Source organism: Skermanella stibiiresistens SB22, from assembly GCF_000576635.1.
Lineage (GTDB): Bacteria > Pseudomonadota > Alphaproteobacteria > Azospirillales > Azospirillaceae > Skermanella > Skermanella stibiiresistens.
In genome coordinates this window covers 37,359-57,591 of record NZ_AVFL01000035.1, presented here as the reverse complement: position 1 = coordinate 57,591, position 20,233 = coordinate 37,359, and the positions used below count along the sequence as shown (strand labels likewise).

20 protein-coding genes and 1 tRNA gene are annotated in these 20,233 nt (G+C 66.0%); 14 read left to right on the top strand and 7 right to left on the bottom strand.

Going from position 1 to position 20,233, the window contains the following annotated elements; translation table 11 throughout:
- Positions 1-197 (bottom strand): hypothetical protein (locus N825_RS30155; protein ID WP_037460005.1); only part of this gene is annotated, 197 nt, incomplete at its 3' end.
- Positions 198-303: 106 nt separating this feature from the next.
- The gene (cueR, locus tag N825_RS30150; RefSeq protein ID WP_037460003.1) at positions 304-714 is read right to left on the bottom strand and encodes a Cu(I)-responsive transcriptional regulator; all 411 of its coding nucleotides are present in this window, start codon (positions 712-714) and stop codon (positions 304-306) included.
- Between the two features lie 275 nt (positions 715-989).
- Here cueR and N825_RS30145 point away from each other — a divergent pair, with 275 nt between their 5' ends.
- The 7 genes from N825_RS30145 (at position 990) to N825_RS30115 (ending at position 6,885) form a co-directional block, all read left to right on the top strand.
- Entirely contained in the window at positions 990-1,589 is a 600-nt protein-coding gene (locus N825_RS30145) for an anthranilate synthase component II (protein ID WP_037460001.1), read from the top strand.
- Positions 1,590-1,597: 8 nt separating this feature from the next.
- On the top strand, positions 1,598-2,623 hold the full coding sequence (gene trpD, locus N825_RS30140; protein ID WP_245613277.1) for an anthranilate phosphoribosyltransferase: 1,026 nt from the start codon (positions 1,598-1,600) through the stop codon (positions 2,621-2,623).
- Complete coding sequence (gene trpC / locus N825_RS30135) at positions 2,620-3,423, top strand: indole-3-glycerol phosphate synthase TrpC (RefSeq protein WP_037459997.1); 804 nt, start codon at positions 2,620-2,622, stop codon at positions 3,421-3,423. Before trpD ends, trpC begins: the two co-directional genes overlap by 4 nt.
- The gene (gene moaC, locus N825_RS30130) at positions 3,420-3,932 is read left to right on the top strand and encodes a cyclic pyranopterin monophosphate synthase MoaC (protein WP_037459995.1); all 513 of its coding nucleotides are present in this window, start codon (positions 3,420-3,422) and stop codon (positions 3,930-3,932) included. The genes trpC and moaC overlap by 4 nt, the downstream gene beginning before the upstream one ends.
- Complete coding sequence (locus N825_RS30125; protein WP_037459993.1) at positions 3,929-5,143, top strand: molybdopterin molybdotransferase MoeA; 1,215 nt, start codon at positions 3,929-3,931, stop codon at positions 5,141-5,143. Before moaC ends, N825_RS30125 begins: the two co-directional genes overlap by 4 nt.
- A 131-nt stretch (positions 5,144-5,274) precedes the next feature.
- Entirely contained in the window at positions 5,275-5,994 is a 720-nt protein-coding gene (gene lexA, locus N825_RS30120; RefSeq protein ID WP_037459991.1) for a transcriptional repressor LexA, read from the top strand.
- Between the two features lie 150 nt (positions 5,995-6,144).
- Complete coding sequence (locus N825_RS30115) at positions 6,145-6,885, top strand: class I SAM-dependent methyltransferase (protein WP_037459990.1); 741 nt, start codon at positions 6,145-6,147, stop codon at positions 6,883-6,885.
- Between the two features lie 39 nt (positions 6,886-6,924).
- Here N825_RS30115 and N825_RS30110 read toward each other — a convergent pair.
- The 4 genes from N825_RS30110 to N825_RS30095 form a co-directional block, all read right to left on the bottom strand.
- Positions 6,925-7,000 (bottom strand) — tRNA-Lys (locus N825_RS30110).
- 90 nt (positions 7,001-7,090) lie between these two features.
- Positions 7,091-7,630 (bottom strand): pantetheine-phosphate adenylyltransferase, encoded by a 540-nt coding sequence (gene coaD, locus N825_RS30105; protein WP_037459987.1) that lies wholly within the window; start codon positions 7,628-7,630, stop codon positions 7,091-7,093.
- Positions 7,631-7,663: 33 nt separating this feature from the next.
- A complete protein-coding gene (gene gyrA, locus N825_RS30100) occupies positions 7,664-10,435 on the bottom strand; it encodes a DNA gyrase subunit A (RefSeq protein ID WP_245613279.1) in 2,772 nt (923 codons plus the stop codon).
- Between the two features lie 305 nt (positions 10,436-10,740).
- Positions 10,741-12,180, bottom strand: coding sequence for an MATE family efflux transporter (locus N825_RS30095; protein WP_084165190.1), 1,440 nt, complete (start codon positions 12,178-12,180; stop codon positions 10,741-10,743).
- A 155-nt stretch (positions 12,181-12,335) separates the two neighbouring features.
- Between N825_RS30095 and N825_RS39310 the strand changes: the two genes are divergently transcribed.
- From N825_RS39310 to N825_RS40135, 5 genes are all read left to right on the top strand, one after another.
- Positions 12,336-12,494, top strand: coding sequence for an entericidin A/B family lipoprotein (locus N825_RS39310; RefSeq protein ID WP_245613276.1), 159 nt, complete (start codon positions 12,336-12,338; stop codon positions 12,492-12,494).
- 116 nt (positions 12,495-12,610) lie between these two features.
- The gene (locus N825_RS39305; protein ID WP_157619638.1) at positions 12,611-12,781 is read left to right on the top strand and encodes a hypothetical protein; all 171 of its coding nucleotides are present in this window, start codon (positions 12,611-12,613) and stop codon (positions 12,779-12,781) included.
- 275 nt (positions 12,782-13,056) lie between these two features.
- On the top strand, positions 13,057-15,720 hold the full coding sequence (gene mprF, locus N825_RS30090; protein ID WP_051513584.1) for a bifunctional lysylphosphatidylglycerol flippase/synthetase MprF: 2,664 nt from the start codon (positions 13,057-13,059) through the stop codon (positions 15,718-15,720).
- Entirely contained in the window at positions 15,717-17,108 is a 1,392-nt protein-coding gene (locus tag N825_RS30085) for a virulence factor family protein (RefSeq protein WP_037459984.1), read from the top strand. Before mprF ends, N825_RS30085 begins: the two co-directional genes overlap by 4 nt.
- A gap of 132 nt (positions 17,109-17,240) precedes the next feature.
- A complete protein-coding gene (locus N825_RS40135; protein WP_211098429.1) occupies positions 17,241-17,450 on the top strand; it encodes a hypothetical protein in 210 nt (69 codons plus the stop codon).
- Between the two features lie 103 nt (positions 17,451-17,553).
- Here the strand turns inward: N825_RS40135 and N825_RS40850 are convergent, their stop codons facing one another.
- Complete coding sequence (locus N825_RS40850) at positions 17,554-17,925, bottom strand: methyl-accepting chemotaxis protein (RefSeq protein WP_051513582.1); 372 nt, start codon at positions 17,923-17,925, stop codon at positions 17,554-17,556.
- A gap of 283 nt (positions 17,926-18,208) precedes the next feature.
- Here N825_RS40850 and N825_RS30075 point away from each other — a divergent pair, with 283 nt between their 5' ends.
- A complete protein-coding gene (locus N825_RS30075; RefSeq protein WP_051513581.1) occupies positions 18,209-18,841 on the top strand; it encodes a hypothetical protein in 633 nt (210 codons plus the stop codon).
- Positions 18,842-18,965: 124 nt separating this feature from the next.
- Entirely contained in the window at positions 18,966-20,051 is a 1,086-nt protein-coding gene (gene hisC / locus N825_RS30070; RefSeq protein ID WP_037459983.1) for a histidinol-phosphate transaminase, read from the top strand.
- Positions 20,052-20,233 lie beyond the last annotated feature (182 nt).

Sequence of the window (20,233 nt, the reverse complement as noted above, 5' to 3'; positions counted from 1 at the left end):
ATCCTCGGCACGGCTGGCGGCACCATCGGCCGTGCCGGCGCCGGTGCCGCGACCTGGACCGGAGCGCCGTCGGAGCGCCCCCGCTCGTGCTGGTACAGGACGCCGACCAGCGCGCCGGCGCCGAAGGTCGCGGCGATCACCAGACCGGCGACCGTCGCCGGGCGCGCGCGCTTCCGGATGCTCCTCAGCTTGCCCATTCCCCACCTGGGTAGCGCCGTGAGTCTTCGCGGCACGGCGGTCGAGGATTTGGACCGGCGGCCACCGCGCGGCTTGGACGTTTTGGATATGGGACTTGGCATGATGTCAGGCGTGCCGCTCCGCTGACGACGAGGTCGCCAGTGATTCGAGGATGGGACACTCCGGCCGATCGTCACCGTGGCAACGCTCGACCAGCGTGAGCAGGGTTTCGCGGATGCTCCGCAATTCGGCGATCTTGGCGTCGATCTCCTCGATGTGGCCGCGGGCCAGCGCCTTGACGTCGGAACTGGCCCGGCCGCGGTCGCGCCATAACGCCAGCAGGCTGCCGACGTCGCGGACGGAGAAGCCCAACGAGCGGGCGTGGGAGACGAATCGCAAGGTTTCGACCTCCTCGTCCGTGTACACCCGATAGCCATTGGCGCCACGACCGGCCGACGAGATCAGTCCGATGCTTTCGTAATAGCGGATCGTCTTGGCCGTCACTCCCGACCGCTTCGAAGCTGTTCCGATGTTCATGAACCGTGTTCCTCGCTTCCGACGTCAAAACAATCGGCCAACCGATCGGCGACCTCCCGGCCAGTCACGCTGGTCCGTAACGATCGGTTCTGATCATTAACGGATCATTACCCAACTTTGACCCATTAGCGGATATGGGGCTTCCAGCGCTGGGAAGGTCAAGCCTCGGCACCGCTTTAAACCAGCGGGCGGCCAAGCGGCGCGCTGGAAATCCGCCCCCGCGCCTAGTAGGGTGTGGGTTCGCTGTTTCCCATTTGTTTGCCGCGGACACCCGCATGCTGCTGCTGATCGACAACTACGACAGTTTCACCTACAACCTCGTCCATTTCCTCGGGGAATTGGGCGCCGAGATGGTGGTGAAACGGAATGACGCACTGACGGTGGCGCAGGCGCTGGACCTGCGTCCCGACGGCATCGTCCTCTCGCCCGGCCCGTGTGATCCCGACAAGGCCGGCATCTGCCTGGACATGATCGCGGCGGCCGCCGAGCGGCACCTGCCCCTGCTGGGTGTCTGCCTGGGCCATCAGGCGATCGGGCAGGCTTTCGGCGGGCGCGTCATCAGGGCGCCGGTGCCGATGCACGGCAAGATCAGCATGATGACCCATTCCGGCGAGAGCGTCCTTGCGGGGCTGCCCTCGCCTTTCCCGGCCACCCGCTACCACTCCCTGATCGTCGAGCGTGAGACCCTGCCCGACTGCCTCCAAGTGACGGCGGAGAGCGAGGATGGCCTGATCATGGGGCTGGCGCACCGTGAGTTGCCAATTCATGGCGTGCAATTCCATCCGGAAAGCATCGCTTCGGAGCATGGGCACGATCTGTTGGCCAACTTCGTCCGGATGACGGGCCCGGTCGACCGGATGGGGCACGCCGCATGAAAGCCGACATGTCGGATATGAAGGCCCTGCTGGCGGGTGTCGCCGCCGGCCGGCGTCTGAACGAGGCCGAGGCCGAACTCGCCTTCGACATCATCATGTCGGGCAACGCCACGCCCGCCCAGATGGGCGGATTCCTGATGGCCCTGCGGGTGCGCGGCGAGACGGTCGAGGAGATCACCGGTGCCGCACGGACCATGCGGGCCAAGGCGGTTCCGATCAAGGCGCCCCCAGGCACGATCGACACCTGCGGCACCGGCGGCGACGCCTCTGGCACCTACAACATCTCGACCGCGACCGCGTTCGTGGTGGCGGCCTGCGGCGTGCCCGTCGCCAAGCACGGCAACCGCGCGGCCTCCAGCAAGTCCGGAGCCGCCGACGTGCTGACGGCCCTGGGCGTCGATATCGAGTGCGACATGGCCCTGGTCCAGCGGGCGCTGGACGAGATTGGCATCTGCTTCCTGATGGCGCCCCGTCACCACACGGCGATGCGGAACGTCGCGGGAACGCGGGTCGAATTGGGAACCCGTACCATATTCAACCTGATGGGGCCGCTGTCCAACCCGGCTGGCGCCAAGCGGCAGCTTCTGGGAGTCTTCGCCAAGGAATGGCTGGAGCCAGTCGCCCATGTCCTCGCCCGGCTCGGCTCCGAGACCGCCTGGGTTGTCCATGGATCCGACGGGCTGGACGAGTTGACCACGACAGGCGCCTCGCACGTGGCGCAGCTGAGGAACGGCGCGGTGACCCGGTTCGAAATTGAGCCGGCCCAGGTTGGCCTGCTCCTGTCCAACCCCGCCGACCTCAAGGGCGGCGACGCCACAACCAATGCCGAGGCGTTGACGGCGGTGCTCGCCGGCGCCCGGGGCGCCTATCGCGACATCGTGCTGCTGAACAGCGCGGCGGCGTTGCTGGTGGCGGACAAGGCTCCGGATCTCACGCAAGCCGTGGCACTCGCCCGCGCGGCCCTGGACAGCGGCGGAGCCCGAAGCGTGCTCGACCGCCTGATCGCCATCACCAACAGCGGAGCCCCGGCATGAGCGACGTGCTCACCCGCATCTGTGACGACAAGCGCGCCCACATCGCGGCCAAGCGTGCCGAGCGCAGCTTCGCGGAGATCGACCGCGCGGCCCTGAAGGCCTCGCCACCCCGCGGCTTCAAGGCGGCACTGCGCCGCGAGGTCGATGCCGGGAGGCATGGCCTGATCGCGGAAATCAAGCGAGCTTCGCCCAGCAAAGGTTTGATTCGCCAGGATTTCAACCCCTCCGAACTTGCGAGGGCCTACCAAGCCGGCGGTGCGGCCTGCCTGTCGATCCTGACCGACATCCCCTATTTCCAGGGGCAGGATTCGTTCCTGGTCGAAGCCCGGGCGGCATGCGATTTACCGTGTCTTCGCAAAGACTTCATGCTTGATCCTTATCAGGTGGTTGAAGCCCGCGCTCTGGGGGCGGACTGCATCCTGCTGATCATGGCGGCGCTGGACGACGGCACGGCCCGGGAATTGGCCGATGTCGCGGCCCGCTATGGGATGGATGTGCTGGTCGAGGTCCACAACGGCGAGGAGTTGACCAGGGCGCTTCAACTTCCCTGTGAGCTGATCGGCGTAAACAACCGTAATCTAAAGACTTTGTCCGTTGATTTGGCCGTCACGGAGGAACTCGCCAGCCGCGTTCCCACCGACCGCGTCCTGGTCAGCGAAAGTGGTCTGTACGGTCCCGAGGATCTTGAGCGCATGGCCAAGGTCGGCGCCCACTGCTTCCTGGTCGGTGAGAGCCTGATGCGCCAGACCGATGTGACGGCGGCGACCCGCGCTCTGCTGGCGCGTCGGGAAGCCGCATGACCGGCGGCGGCTTCACCCATTTCGACGCCGAGGGCCGGGCAGTCATGGTCGATGTCTCGGCCAAGGACGAGACCGAGCGCACGGCGACGGCCACAGGCTCGATCGCAATGGAATCAAGTACTTTGGCGTTGATCATGTCGGGTGGGATGAAGAAGGGAGACGTGCTTTCCGTGGCTCGCCTGGCGGGCATCATGGGAGCCAAGCGCACGCCGGACCTGATCCCCTTGTGCCATCCGCTGGCGCTCGCGTCGGTCAAGGTCGACCTGACCTGCGATCCCGATCGCCACGCCGTCGACATCACCGCGACCTGCAAGCTCAAGGGCCGCACCGGCGTCGAGATGGAGGCCCTGACCGCCGTGTCGGTCGCCGCTCTCACCGTCTATGACATGTGCAAGGCGGTCGATCGGGGCATGACGATTGGGGAGATCCGGCTGGTCCACAAGGCCGGCGGCAAGAGCGGCGACTTCGGCATCGCTCCAGCCGTCAGCTCCTCCGGAAGTGCGGGATGATACCGGTCGCCGAAGCGCGTGAGCGCATCCTATCCGCGTTCTCGCCGCTGCCGGCCGAAGTCGTGGGACTGGCCGACGGGCTGGGCCGCGTAACGGCGGAGGATATCGTCTCGCGCCTGACCCAGCCGCCCGCCGCCATGTCGGCGATGGATGGCTATGCCGTGCGGGCGGCCGATGTCGGCACGGTACCAGCCACGCTGCGCCGCATCGGCGAAGTCCCGGCCGGCCAGTCGTTCAAGGGGCGGGTCGGTGCGGGCGAGACCGTGAGGATCTTCACTGGCGCACCGCTGCCGGACGGAGCCGACGCCGTCGTCATCCAGGAGGACACCGAGTCGGAGGGTGACGCCGTCACCGTTCTTCACCCGGTGCCGCCCGACCGGCACGTGCGGCGGGCCGGTATCGATTTCAAGGCGGGCGATGTCGGTATCCCAGCCGGGCGCCCGCTGACCGCCCGCGACATTGGACTGGCCGCCGCGATGAACTGGCCCTGGCTGCGGGTGCGGCGGCGGCCACGCGTCGCCATCCTCGCGACGGGTGACGAGATCATCCTGCCGGGCGAGCCCCTGGGACCGGACCAGATCGTCAGCTCCAACGCCTTCGCCATCGCCGGGTTGGTCGCCGCCTGTGGTGGCGTCCCGATCAACCTGGGTGTCGCCGGCGACACCGCGGAGTCGCTGCTTCACTTCATCAAGGGTGGCGAGCGCGCCGACATCCTGGTGACGTCTGGCGGCGCCTCGGCGGGCGAGTACGATCTGGTGCGGGACGTCCTAGGCGACAGGGGCATGGAGTTGGACTTCTACAAGATCGCCATGCGGCCCGGAAAACCCCTGATGTTCGGCCGGCTGGGCGATGTCCCGGTGCTGGGACTGCCCGGCAATCCCGTCTCCAGCCAAGTCTGCGCCATCCTCTTCCTGATCCCGGCGCTGCGCCGCCTGATGGGTATGGCGATCGGGTCCGAACCGCGTCGCAAGGCCTTGCTGGGGAGATCCGTGAAGAGGAATGATCAGCGCGAAGACTATCTCAGGGCTACCCTGAGCGTCGACGCCACTGGAAACCTGATCGCCAAACCCTTCGAGTCGCAGGATAGTTCGTTGCTGACGGTGCTCGCCCGCGCCGACTGTCTGGTGGTCCGCCCTCCCTTCGCGCCGCCTGCCGAGGCGGGTGACAGTGTCGAAATTCTTCCTCTTGGGGGCGGAGTCTTGAGTTTCTAGAGGACAGTACCTGTGAAACGAGGTTAAATTTATTAAGTCGATGCTTGACGCGTAGTGCGAACCAAACTAGAACATGGATTAATGTTTTTGTTTTGTTCCGGACCTGCGGGTCCAGCGCGTAGGGGGCGTGGATGCTGACACGTAAACAATACGAGCTTCTACTCTTCATCAACGATCGCTTGGGCGAGGGTGCGGTTTCGCCCTCGTTCGACGAGATGAAGGATGCCCTGGGGTTGAAGTCGAAGTCGGGTATCCATCGCTTGATCACCGGATTGGAGGAGCGTGGCTTCATTCGCCGCCTACCCCACCGCGCCCGCGCTCTGGAGGTCCTGCGCCTGCCCGAAGGCTCGGAAGCGGGTGCGGTCCGCCAGAAGCAGCGCGCGGCGGAGCGACCCAAGTTCCAGCCCAACGTCATCCAAGGCGACTTCACCGGCGCCCTTCAGGGCCGCGAGGTCACGACCGAGGCGGATTCGATCCAGTTGCCGCTCTACGGCAAAATCGCGGCGGGCACGCCGATCGAGGCGTTGCGCGACAACAGCGCCATGATCAACGTCCCGGCGATGATGCTGCCCCCGGGTGACCACTATGCCCTGGAGGTCGCCGGAGACAGCATGGTCGAGGCCGGCATCCTGGACGGCGACACCATCATCATCAACCGCTGCGAGACGGCGGACAGCGGCACGATCGTGGTCGCCTTGATCGACGAGAACGAGGTGACGCTGAAACGTCTGCGCCGCAAGGGTCAGACGGTGGCGCTGGAGCCCGCCAACCCCGCCTTCGAGACCCGCATCTTCGGCGCCGACCGCGTGCGCGTCCAGGGGCGCCTGGTGGGCCTGCTCCGCCGCTACTGAGCAAGACTGGCGCTGGCCGAGGCGGCCAGTCATCATAGCCGTGGGCGCCTTGGGAGGACTTCTTCCCAAGGCGCCCTTTTCATTTACGGTTTTCCCGTAGGCTGGCCCCTGGGACCGCGTTGCTATCGCGGGGCGACGGTTGGGCCGGCCATGGAAATCAGCGAACTTTTCGACTTCTACAAGCACCGTGTCGAAGGCAGGATCGAGGGGTGGTTCTATAATCACGACATCCTGTTGTTCTGGCTATTCGACTTCATCCAGAAGCAAGCCGGCTGGCGTGGCGATTTGTGCGAACTGGGAGTCTACCAGGGGAAGTCGGCGATCGCCTTGGGGCGCTTGGCGCGGGCGGATGAGCGGCTATACGGCTTCGACATCTTTCACGAGGTACCGGCGCGCAAGGTGCGGGCGACCCTGGACGACCTTTGCCCCAGCTTGGCGGACAAGCTGATCCTCGTTCGGGAGGATCTCCGCCAGCGCGGCGAGCCACCCGAGATGGTCGGCCGCGGTAGCGTCCGTTTCATTCACCTGGATGCCGTCCACGACCATCCCTCCGTCCTGAACGACCTGAACAACTTCGCCCCGCTCCTGACCAGCCAAGGCATCCTGGTGCTGGATGACTGCTTCGATCCCGAATGGCCCGGTGTGCCCACCGCCATGGCGGAATTCTGCCTGTCCCCCGCCGGCCGCCACATCCGGCCCTTCGCGGCCTCGCGCGCGAAGATGTACCTGTGTGGCCGCCACATGGTCGAGACGTACCAGCGCTGCGTCATCGCCAGCGGACTGCTGACGGATATGTCCTTGGAGCGTGTTCTCGACGGAATGGTGCTGCGCTGCTTCACCAAATGGCCCACGCCAGTCGACCAACTGCTGACGCAGCTTAAATCCGCATAAGCAAAAGCCCCTGGAAAACACTGTTTTCCAGGGGCTTTTTGGTGAGCGCGCTGGGGTTCGAACCCAGGACCTACTGATTAAAAGTCAGTTGCTCTACCAGCTGAGCTACGCGCTCTCAGGGTCGGGGCGCACCATAGGGTTCGGCATGCCTCGGGTCAACCCGCTTTTACCTTCGGGCGACGCCCTGAACGGTCGAACCGTTCCCTCAGACTTTAAGGGTCTGTACGTGCTTGGTCTGGTCGTCCTCGTCCTGTGCGAAACGGGTGGCGAGGCGGTCGGCGACCCTGGGCGACACGAAATGCGTGATGTCACCGCCCAGCCGGCCAATCTCCTTGACGAAGCGGGACGAGATGAACTGATGCCTGTCCGACGCCATCAGGAAGACGGTCTCGACCTTGGGATTTAGGCGGGCGTTCATGCCCGCCATCTGAAACTCGTACTCGAAGTCGGACACCGCCCGCAGGCCGCGGATGATGATGGAGGCGTTCATATCCACCGCGAACCGCATCAGCAGGCTATCGAATGGCTTGACCTCGATCCGGGTGCCATTCGGCTTCAGGGCCGCGACGTCCTCCTCGACCATCCTGACCCGCTCCTCGGTCGAGAACAGCGGTCCTTTGCCGGCGTTGCGGGCGACACCGACGATCAGGTGGTCCAGCACACGGGTGGCTCGCTGGATGATGTCCATATGGCCGTTGGTCACCGGGTCGAATGTCCCGGGATAGACGCCGATCCGTTCGCTCATCTGCCGCCACTTCCCTTCTGGTCAGGACACTTGTCACTCAGGTGCCGCATCGTCGCCCCCGTCAACCTCGTCAATATCGGCGGCATCGCCGCCTTCCGCGTCGACCGCATCAGTGTCACCCGCGACGGCATCACCGGCACCCTCGATGGCCGCCACGGCGCTTTCCGCGTCGGCCTCCTCGATCAACCAGGCAACCGACACGACCCGCTCGCCCGGCGCCACCCGGAACAGCGTCACGCCCAACGTCTTCCGGCCGGCGATCCGCACGTCATGGATCGGCATCCGGATCATCTGGCCACCATCGGTAACCAGCATGATCTGATGGTCATCCGTCACCGGGAAGGTCGCCGCGACCGGCCCGTTTCGCTCATTCATCTCGATGTTCCAGATGCCCTGCCCGCCCCGGCCAGCCACCCGGTACTCGTACGATGACGTCCGCTTGCCGAAGCCACGTTCCGACACCGTCAGGATGAACTCCTCCTTGGCGCGCAGCTCCTCGTATCGTTCCGGAGACAGCGCGACATTGGATGAGATCTCGGCGTCCGGATCGGGTGCCTCGTCGCTGGTGGCGTCCTCGCCGGCCGCCCGGCGTTCGGCGTTGGCCTGCCGGAGATACGCCGCGCGCTCCTCGGGGCTGGCATCGGCATGGGTCAGCATCGACATGCCGATCACCTCGTCGCCCTCCGCCAGCCGGATGCCACGGACGCCGGTCGAGGTGCGGCCGCTGAAGATGCGGATGTCGTCGACCGGGAACCGGATGCACTTGCCGCCGCGCGTCACCAGCAACACGTCCTGGTCGACCGTGCCGGTGCGGACGGCGATCAGGCGTTCGTCCTCCTCCTCCAGCTTCATCGCGATCAGGCCATTGGCGCGGATGTTGGTGAAGTCGGAAAGTTTGTTGCGCCGGACATTGCCCTTGCTGGTGGCGAAGAACACGCACAGGTCGCCCCAGGTCGTCTCGTCCTCCGGCATCGCCATGACGGTGGAGATCGTCTCGCCGTCGACCAGCGGCAGCAGGTTGATCAGCGCCTTGCCCCGAGCCTGCGGGGTGCCCAGCGGCAGACGCCAGACCTTCAACTTGTAGACCATGCCGCGCGACGAGAAGAACAGCATCGGCGTGTGGGTATTGGCGACGAACAGGTCGTTGACCGTGTCCTCCGCCTTCATGCTCATACCAGACCTGCCCTTGCCGCCACGCTTTTGCGCCCGGTAGGTCGAGACTGGAACGCGCTTGATGTAGCCGGAGTGGCTGACCGTGACGACCATGTCCTCGCGCTGGATCAGGTCCTCGATGTCCGATTCGAACTCAAGCTCCATCAGCGTCGTGCGACGGGGCGTGTCGAACCGTTCCTTCATCTCCAGCAATTCGGTGCGCAGGATCTCCAGCAGCATGACCCGGGACGACAGGATCTCGAGATAATAGGCGATCCGATCGGTGACCTCGCGCAGGTCGGCGCCGATCTTGTCCCGTTCCAGCCCGGTCAGGCGGTTCAGGCGCAGTTCCAGGATGGCCCGGGCCTGGGCCTCGGACAGCCGGTAGGTGCCTTCCGGACTGACACCCCGGCCCGGTTCGTCGATCAGCTCGATCAGCGGCTTGACGTCCTGGACCGGCCACTCGCGGGCCATCATCTGCTCGCGGGCGACGGCGGCGTCGGGAGCCCGCCGGATCAGCGCGATCATCTCGTCCAAATTGGCGACCGCGATCGCCAAGCCGACCAGGGTGTGGGCCTTCTCGCGCGCCTTGCCCAGCTCGAACTCGGTCCGCCGCGTGATCACCTGCTCGCGGAACGCCACGAAGGCGACGATGATGTCCTTCAACGTCATCGTCACCGGGCGGCCTGCGTTCAGCGCCAGCGCGTTGACGCCGAAGGATGTCTGGAGCGGCGTGTATCGGTAGAGTTGGTTGAGCACGACGTCGGCGACGGCGTCCCGCTTCAACTCGATCACGACCCGCACGCCATCACGGTCCGATTCGTCGCGCAGGTCCGAAATGCCCTCGATGGTCTTGTCGTGGACCACCTCGGCGATCCGCTCCATCATACGGGCCTTGTTGACCTGATAAGGCACCTCGTTGATGATGATCGCCCAGCGGTCCTTCCGGATCTCCTCGATCTCGGTCTTGCCGCGCATCACGATCGAGCCGCGGCCGGTGTGGTAGGCCGCCCGTATGCCGGCCCGGCCCATCACCTGCGCGCCGGTCGGAAAATCCGGTCCCGGCACGTGCTCCATCAACTCCTCGATGGTGATGTCGTTGTCGTCGATATAGGCGCAGCAGGCGTCGATCACCTCGCCCAGGTTATGCGGCGGGATGTTGGTCGCCATGCCGACCGCGATGCCACCGGCGCCGTTGACCAGCAGGTTGGGGAAGCGCGCGGGCAGGACGTCGGGTTCGGCCGACGATTCGTCGTAGTTCGGGTGGAAGTCGACCGTGTCCTTGTCGATGTCGTCCAGCAGGCTCTCGGCCGCCTTTGCCAGCCTCGCCTCGGTGTAGCGCATGGCGGCCGGCGGATCGCCGTCCATCGAGCCGAAGTTTCCCTGGCCGTCGATCAGGGGTAGGCGCATCGAGAAATCCTGCGCCATGCGGACCATGGCGTCGTAGATCGCGCTGTCGCCGTGCGGGTGGTACTTACCCATCACGTCGCCGACGATGCGCGCGGACTTCTTGTAGGCCTTGTTGCTGTCGTAGCCGCCTTCCTTCATCGCGAACAGGATGCGGCGATGGACCGGCTTCAAACCATCGCGCACGTCGGGCAGGGCGCGGCTGACGATCACGCTCATGGCGTAATCGAGGTAGCTGCGCCGCATCTCCTCTTCGATGGTGACCGGCGAGATATCGGAAGGCGGAGGAGTCAGGTTGGCGGTCAAAAATCGTTCTCGGTTTCAGGTTAAACGACGACTGCGGCCTGGACCGCCGGACTTGATCTGGTGAAGCGATCCGGCGAACGGCACACCCGTCATATATAAGGTCGGTGTACCAGCTTTCGCAGATGCTAACAACGAGGCAGGCCGTGCCGGACGCATCGTGCGGCCGGTGATCGACCTTACCGCGGGAACGGCCTTTCGCCTATACCGGCATCACCTTGGGCATCATAAGGGCAGCCCCGTGGACATCAAGCCCGCGACAGCAGGTGGAAGCGGGTGGACAGCACCGCGACCGACACGACGCTGGCGATCAGGATGCCTTCGAGCAAACCTCCGACACCCCGGTCGGCCCAAAGTGCCAGCACCCCCCCGACCGGGATCATCACGCCGTAGTAGGAGATGAAATGCAGCACGGTCGGGACCCAGGCGTCGCTCTGCCCCCGCAGCGCGCTCGCCATCACGACCTGGCCGCCATCCGCGATCAGGATGAAGGCGCTGTAGGCGATCAGCGGGACGGTGATCGCCAGAAGGTTGGCGTCCGACGTGAACAACCCGCCGATGCTCTTCGGCATCAGGGCGAACAGCACGGCGATGGCGGCCAGCAAGGCGGTGGTGACGCCCAAGCCCATCCAACCCGCGACCATGATCTCGCGCCGGTCGCGCCTGCCATAGGCGACGCCGACCCGCACCCCCGTCGCGGTCGCCAGACCGACCGCCGTCATGAAGGACAGGGCGATCAGGTTGAGCACGATCGTGTAGGCGCCGAGGTCGAGGGGACCGACCATGCCCGCGAACAGGCCCAGGATCGAGAAGGCGCTGCTTTCCAGCGTGAGGCTGATTCCCGCCGCGTAGCCCAGGCGCCTCTGGCGCTCGGCGCCATTCCACCATCCCCGCATGGCACGGCGGACGCCGAACGTTTCACGGTCGCGCAGGTGCCAGACATAGGCCATCAGGGACAGCGCCAGCAGCCAGCGCACCGTCGTGGTGGCCCAGGCGGACCCCTCCGCCCCCATGGCCGGGATGCCCCAGGCACCCCAGACGAGGACGACGTTCAGCGGTACGTTCAGGAGATTGGCGATGATCATCGCGACCATGCCGGGTACCGGACGTTTCAAGCCCTCCAGGAAGAAGGCCGTTGTCGTGTAGAGCATGGCGGCGGGGATGCCGACGGCCAGCACGATCGCCACGCCCGCACCGCCCCGCGCCACGTCCGGATCCTGTCCCGTCAACTGGAAGAAGGGTTCGCTCAGCAGGCTCAGGACCGTCGCGGCCAGTCCCAACAGCACGGCGTAAGGCAACGAACGGCGCCAGATGACGCCGCAGTCCTCCAGGCGGCCGGCTCCCACCGCTTGCGATGTCATGATCAGGGTACCGAGCAGCAAACCGATCCCGGTCGTGACCAGCATCTGCGCCGGCAAGGTGCCGAGGCCGAGATACGCCAGCTCACGCGAGCTGTGCCGGCCAACGATCAGGATATCGACGGCGGACATGACCATCAGTCCGGCGCGCGCGACGATCACGGGCAGCGCCAGCCTGAGCAATTCGACGAGGTGATGGCGAAGGGTGGACCGGGTGTTGCCGGTATCCCGCTGTGGCGTCGTTATGGTGTTCTCTCCAGCCGTTGCGGTGCGCGTGGGCGCGATCAGAAAGCGGAGTTCCCGGCACGCCGTCAAGTTTCGCGCGGACATAGCGGGTTTGCGGCGATGGCACACGCTTTCGTCGTGCCATCGCTTCCCATCGCGTTACCCGCATGAGCTGTGAAAATGCCATGGCGCCTGATGGAACATCCGCGCGGATGCCGTGTTCCTTAGGACGAATGCGATCAACTTTGGAGAAGACTGAAATGATGAAGCTCAACCGTCCGAACCGTAAGGCTCGCACGCTCACGGTGGCGGCCGGGGCCTTGGCGCTGGTTACGCTGCTTGGCGCCTGCAACACGATCGAGGGCTTCGGCCGCGACACCGAACGCGCTGGCGAAGCCGTGCAGGACAAGGCCAAGTAACGGGACCGAGCACCTGAAGCCGGGTAGGCGGCCCCGATGATCCGGTCCGCTGTCCGGGACTTTTCCGAACGCCAACGGTTGTTGGGAAAGCGCCCGGACACAGCAGGGAACTCATCATGACACGTTTCGATCTGACAGGACCGCCGGGAGGCGATCCGGACTCTCCCGGCACTCCACCGACGGAAATTCCGCCCGAGGTGGATCCCCCGGCCGAGCCGCATCCGGCGCCGGAGATCCCACCGGTCATCGAGCCGCCGCCCGACGTACAGCCGCCGACACGGGCTTGATGGCGGTCAGCCGCTTCGACCGCGCCATGTTGCGATCGGTTGTTCGGTGGAATTAGAATGATGGGGGAGGAGCGGATCCGCGGGTCCGCTCCTCCCCCATTCTTTTTACGCCGTGCCCAGTTGATCTCGCCACTGGCTTCCGGCCAGTCGGCTTCCGGCCCCGCGGCCACCGGTGCCCGTGGACGGAACATTACATCGGATTCATCGAGCCTCAATGGAGCCGCAAGGTTGACCGGTCCATAACCACGGCCGTCGATGACCCATCCGGTAACGCAATGACCGCCATCTCCGCCACGCTCCGGCAGGACGCTCCATCCGAGACCGAGCCCACCCAACTGTCCTCGACGCACCCACCGTCGCGGAGATGGCCAGCCGCCCTCGCTTGGGCGCGCGAGCAGGCCGGGCTCCTGTCAGGCGCCGTGATGTTCACGCTGGCGCTGTTCGCGCTCCACCATCTCGCCCATTCCTTCGATTACGCCGATGTGGCGGCGCATGTCACCGCCCTGCCCGCCTCCACCCTGGCGGCAGCGGTTTTCCTGACCGCGCTCAGCTACGTGGCATTGACGGGCTACGACCACACCGCGATCCGCTATGTCGGCGCCGACTTGCCCTGGCCGACCGTGGCGCTGGCGTCATTCACCGCCTACGCCGTCAGCAACAGCGTCGGGTTCTCGATGCTGAGCGGCGGTTCGATCCGGTACCGGATCTATTCGGCGGCCGGGCTGGGGACGGGCGCCATCGCCTGCGTGGTGGCTTTCTGTGGTCTCACGTTCGGGCTTGGCCTTTGCGCCGTGGGCGCGGTCGGTCTCATCGTCGCTCCCGGCGCGACCGCCGCCATGATGGGCGTCCCGTCAGCGGTGATCAGGCTCCTCGCCGCCATCCTGATCCTGCCGCTACCCGCCGCCGTGTTCGGCGCCGCGTTCGCCCGCCGTCCGATCCGGATCGGACGTTTCCTGATCGCTTTGCCGTCGCCCGGAATCGTCTTGGCCCAGATCCTGATCGCCTCGGTGGATATCGTGCTGGCCGGGACGGTGCTCTACATCCTGCTGCCGCCTGAACTGTCCATATCCTTTCCAGCGTTGCTGGCGATCTACAGCGCGGCGCTGGTGGTTGGGCTGGTCAGCCATGTGCCCGGTGGTCTCGGCGTCTTCGAAACCCTGATCCTGCTCGGCTTGTCGCGGGGAGAACACGCGGCCTCGGCAGGCGGCGTGCTCGGCGCGCTGATCGCGTTCCGCGCGATCTACTACCTGCTGCCCTTGGTCTTGGCCGGAGTCATGCTGGCCGGGCGCGAGGTGGTCGAGCATCGCCTCTCGGCCGCCCGCACGCTGCGCCGGGTCGGCGGCTGGACACCCCGGTTGGTTCCCTCGGCTGGCGCCGCCATGGTCTTCATCGGCGGTGTCGTCCTGCTCATGTCGGGAGCGACTCCCGGCGTGCAGGACCGCCTGTTGCTGGTCACCGATCTGATGCCGCTGTCAGTGGTCGAGGCGTCGCACATCCTGGGCAGCATGGTCGGCCTCGGCCTGCTGATCCTGGCGCGGGGGCTGATGCGCCGGTTGGACGCCGCCTGGCTTCTGTCGGTCTGCATGCTGGCCGCCGGCATCGTGCTGTCGCTGGCGAAAGGCCTCGACTACGAGGAGGCCATCATCCTGGCGGTCTTCCTGGCGATCCTGCTGCCCTGCCGCGCCGAATTCCACCGCCGCGCCACCCTGACCGACATTCGTTTCACTCCCGGATGGATGCTGACCTTGGTCGGCGCCGTCGCCAGCTCGATCTGGCTGACCCTGTTCTCGTTCCGCCATGTCGAATACGCCAACAGCCTGTGGTGGCAGTTCGCGGTGCTCGATGACGCACCGCGCAGCTTGCGCGCCGGGTTCATCGTCGTGCTCGTCATCGCCGCCGTCTGCCTGGCGCAATTGCTCCGGGCGTCGCCACCCCGCTCCCATGCCTCCACTCCCGAGGACTTGGCGAAGGTGCGGCGAATCCTGGCCGGCGAACGACGCTCCGACGCCGCGATCGCCCTGCTGGGTGACAAGTCCTTCCTGTTCGACGATACCGGCACCGCCTTCCTGATGTATGGCGTGCGCGGCAACTCCTGGGTCGCCATGGGTGATCCGGTCGGCACACCCGAACAACAGGCGGAGCTTGTCTGGCGCTTTCGCGAAATGGTCGACCGGCGGGGCGGCCGGGCCGCCTTCTACCAAGTCTCCGCCGACGCCTTGCCGCATTACCTGGATGTCGGCATGTCCCTGCTGAAGCTGGGCGAGGAGGCGCGGGTCGATCTGCCATCCTTCAGCCTGGAAGGTCCGGCGAACAAGGATCTGCGCTACGTCACGCGCCGGGCCGAACGCGACGGCCTGTCGTTCGCGGTCGTTCCGAAGACGGAGGTTCCGGCCATGATGGACGATCTGGAGGCGATCTCCAACGTCTGGCTGACCCAGAAGCACGCCAGCGAGAAGCGTTTTTCGGTCGGCTACTTCGATCCTGGCTATCTCCGCGAGTTCGACATCGCCGTGGTTCGGCTCAAGGGCCGGATCATCGCCTTCGCCAACATCTGGCAGGGAGCGCCCGGCGGCCTCGCCAGCATCGACCTGATGCGGTACCTGCCGGACCTGTCGCCCTTCACCATGGACTACCTGTTCACCAAGCTGTTGCTGTGGGCCAAGGACAAGGGTTTTGCCAGCTTCAGCCTGGGCATGGCGCCCCTCTCCGGAATGGAGGCGCGGTCGCTGGCGCCATTGTGGAACCGCATCGGCGCGCTGATCTTCCGCCGCGGCGAGAACTTCTACAATTTCCGCGGTCTACGCCAGTACAAGCAGAAGTTCTCGCCGGAGTGGGAACCGCGCTATCTCGCCTGCCCCGGCGGCATCGGCTCCGCCCGTGTGTTGACCGATGCCACCACGCTGATCTCCGGCGGCGTGCGGGGAGTGCTGGCGAAGTGAACAGGATCGGCAAACTGGCGCTCGGCGTCCTGCTGGCCCTCTCGGCCGACGCCTCGATCACGCTGGCGGCCGACGCTCCCGTCATGATGACGGCGGATACCGGACGGTTGGGAGAGGTACGGCGCTTCGATCCTCCCGCCAAGCCTTCCGACGTCGTCCTGCTGGTATCCGACGCCGCGGGCTGGGACGCCCGTTCCGATGGTTTGGCGCGCGCCGTCGCGGCGTCGGGCCGGATCGTCCTGGGCATCGACATGAAGGCGTTCCAGGCCGGCATGGACAAGACGGACGACACCTGCTCCTTCCCGGTCAACGACCTGGAGGAGGTCAGCCACCAAGTCCAGAAGACCGCGCCCTTCGACCAGTACCGCCCGCCGGTCATCCTGGGAGTGGGAGCGGGAGCCGCCGTCGCCTACGCGTCGGTGACGGAGTCGCTGCCAACGACCTTCGCCGCCGGCGTGGGGCTCGACTTCTGCCCTGTCTATCTGGCGCCCCGGCCCTTCTGCCCCGACGCGCCCTCGGCATCACCGCCCGCCGACGCCACCGGCACCCACGCCTTCGGACCGGCACCCCGCCTGGCGACGCCGTGGTTCGCGACCATCCGCGCTGGGTGCTCCGCCCACGCCGCCAGCGCCGTCATGGACGGAACGGCCGGTGCCGAGCCCTTGGCCGATGGTTCACCCGCGACGGTGACCGCCACACTCGACGGCATCGCCGCCGACGCCGCGCGGTCCGGCATGCCCGACATACCGGTGGTCGAGATCCTGGGCGATGATCAGGTCAAGGGCGGCGACACGCTCGCCATCTTCTATTCCGGCGACGGCGGATGGCGCGACATCGACCGCCAGATCGGTGAGGAGATCGCCCGGTCCGGCGTGCCCGTCGTCGGCGTCGACTCGCTGCGCTATTTCTGGCGGGAGCGGAAACCCGAGGACATCGCCCGCGACTTGGATCAGATGATCTCCCACTACGCCAAAAAATGGAGCCGCCCGAAGGTGCTGCTGCTCGGCTACTCTTTTGGAGCGGACATCATGCCCTTCGCCGTCAACCGCCTATCGGCCGGGAGCCTTTCCCGCGTCAAACTCGTTTCCCTTCTGGGGTTCGCGACGAAGGCCGATTTCGAGGTGAGGATCGGCGGCTGGCTGGGTGTCGACTCGGCGGACGCGGTGGAGACACTTCCAGAGGTCGGGAAGATGGCTCCCGTGACACTGCAGTGCATCTACGGTGAAGAGGAGGACGACACCGGCTGCACCGCGCCGGAACTGGCGCATGCCGAGACGATCCGCATGGATGGCGGCCATCACTTCGATGGCGACTACCAGGATGTCGCCAAGTCGATCCTCCGGGCGGGCGGAGTGACGCCATCGTCATCGGCACCCAAGGCGAAGTGATGACGCGTCGGATATAACCACGAAGATGTATAACAAAGGAGGCGGTCAAGGCTCATCTACCATTTACGATACATTAGGCATTGGGGCCGCCTAATGGCGCGGAGCAACGTTCTGGTCTGACGAGGATTGACCGTGAAACAGGCTGCCCTGTATCAAAAAATAGAGCCTGAAGTACAACCGTTCGCGGAAGCCCCCAGCGAGTCCACACGGTACGACGTGGGACGGCGTGATGAGGGCGATTGGTCGCCCCGCCGGCGTTTGGGCGTTCTGGTCGCCGCCGCGTTGGCCTCGTGGGGTCTCGTGATCGGCATCGGCTACGGCATATACAGCCTTTTCGCCTGAAGCCCCTTCCGCCAACCGGACCGGGAAGACCGGGACGCGTCGGAAAACCCCTTCCCCAGCTTTGGGAAAGGGGTTTTCAAGCTGTTCGGCGCGGCACTCGGTCTCAGACCGAGCTGATCGCCTTCTCTACCAACTGGCCCAGATGCTGGGTACGCTTGGTCAGGCTCTGCAGGACCGAGGAGATCTCGGCGGTCGCGGCCGCGGTCTGGCCCGACAGGTTCTTGACCTCGCCGGCGACGACCGCGAAGCCCTTGCCGGCCTCGCCGGCACGCGCCGCTTCGATCGTCGCGTTCAGCGCCAGCAGGTTGGTCTGCTTGGCGATCGCGTCGATCTGCTGGGCGACGGTCCCGACTTTTTCGATCTCGCTGCGTAGACCTTCCAGCTCCCGGCTGATTTCCTGCAGGGAAGCTGACAGTTCCTGGCGGCTCAGGGTGCCGGCGTTATCAGAGGCGCTGAGTTCGTTGCCATAGGCCATGGGAAGACACCTGGAATTGGGTTATTGGGCCCGCGTGGCGGCGTGCCCCGACGAACCTTCGCGAAGACTTAAGACAGACTTTCCTAAATTTTCGTGAGCGCGCCGCTCGAACCCGATCGATCACCCTCCCGCGCTCCGCGGGCGGGCCGGGCGCCAGCATGGCTGGCTGCGACTTTTCGGCGGATGACGCGGCGCCAGCGGGTGCTATGGTGCGGCCCGGGGCCGCTGCTTTCCCAGCGGCGGCCCCGACATTCGAACCAGATGACAAGCTCTCGACGACGCCATGATCCTGACACCCATCGACACCTCCGACCTTCCCACCGTGATCGAACGGTTCGAACGCGGCTTGGCCGGCGAGCCGCTCGCCGTCGCCGCCTTCAGGCGAATCGCGGCCTCCATCCCGGCGGATGGCGATCTGGGCGACCAGGACGCCCACCGCGCCCGGGCGGTCGGATTGGCAGGGCTGATCGGCATCGAGACGCTGGACGAGGCTCCCTCGGAGGCGTTCAGCTGGGACGGCCAGCGCATCAGGACCAGGAGCGAACCGTCGGTCGTGATCCATGAGATCGCCCATTGGCAGCTCTGCGCGCCCGAGCGGCGGGGGCTCTATGACTTCGGCCTGGGTGCCGGGCCCGAATCCGGCAGGCCGGATGAGGCCAACGCCGTCATCGCCGTATCGGAGGAGGAGCGGCAGGACGAGGAGGGCCTGACCTCGCTGCTGGGCATCCTGTGGGAGGCCGAGTTGGGCCAGCCGGCCATCCTCGCGTTCCTGGAACAGAACTGGCTGGAAGGTTACGATCGCCCGGCGACTCCGGCGCATTTCATCGCGACCCTGGACCGCCTGCGGGCCGGCGGGTTCGTCGACGGCGAGGGCCGCCCTCTGCCGGTTGGACGGACGGCCGGTCAGGTCTTGTGAAAAGCTCCTTTCCGTGAGAAACCCCTGCGCCGATGGGGTCCACGGCATTTAGCATTCGTTTTGATTTTCACGACGCCATGGGCGCGGTCGGCGCGCGGGGCCGCGAATAGGGAGAGGATCGCCGATGGAACGGCTGACACCGCGGGCGGGCATTGGCCAGATCGCCCCACACAAGCCGGTCCGCGCTCCGCATGGCGGGCGCCCCTTCATCGATCTGTCCCTCAGCCACAACGCGATCGGGCCCAGCCCCAGGGCGATCACCGCCTATCGGCAGGCGGCGTCGAACCTCCACCGCTACCCCGACAGCGAGCACACGATGCTGCGCGCCGCCATCGCCCGGCGGCACGACATCGCGCTCGATCACATCACCTGCTCCAACGGTTCGGACGAGATGATCCAGCTTGTCGCCGAGGCCTATGCCGGCCCGGGCGACGAGGTGCTGTTCCACCAGTACGGCTATCATGGGTTCGCCAAGGCCGCCCGTCTGGTCGGCGCCACTCCCGTGGTGGCGGCGGAGCGCGACCTGACGGTCGATGTCGAGGCGCTGGTGGAACTGGCGGGCGACAAGACCCGGATCGTCTTCCTCGCCAACCCGAACAACCCGACCGGCTCCTATGTCCCGGTCGAGCAGGTCCAGCGGCTACGTGCCGACCTGCCGGCCCATACCCTGCTGGTGCTCGACAGCGCCTATGCCGAGTATGTCCGGCGCAACAACTACGATCCGGGTTTCGGGCTGGTCGACGACCACGACAACGTCCTGATGGTCCGCACCTTCTCCAAATCCCATGGCCTCGCCGGGCTCCGGGTCGGCTGGGCCTATGGTCCGCCCGCGATCATCGAGACGCTGGACCGCGTCCGCCCGGCCTACAATGTCGGACTTGCGGCGCAGGCAGCCGCGACCGCGGCGCTGGGCGACGAGGAGCACGAGGCCGCGACCCTCGCCCACAACGACGAATGCGGCGCCTGGCTGGCGCACGAGCTTCGGGCGATGGGCGTCCGCGTCTATCCCAGCGTGTGCAATTTCCTGCTGATCCGGGTTCCGCCCGATCCGGCGATGAGCGTCGCGACGCTGCAGCGCCACCTGTGGGATCATGGCATCCTGGTCAAATCGCTGACCAGCTACAACCTTCCCGATTGCCTGCGGATCACGATCGGCACGGAGGAGGAGAACCACGCCCTGGTCGCGGCGCTCCGCGAAGTCCTGGACTGACCGCCCCGACACAGTCCGAGGGATCGGGGTATTCCAAAGCTTTCAGCGATTTAATGTTGCCGCAAGGCCACGGTAAGGCGCGACCGGCTAGAACGGGACCATCGCCGCCAGCCGTCGTGACGGATCACGGTCCCCCGGGACCCGTCCGTCCCGCCCGGCGCGGCTCATGATTTCGCTAGCCA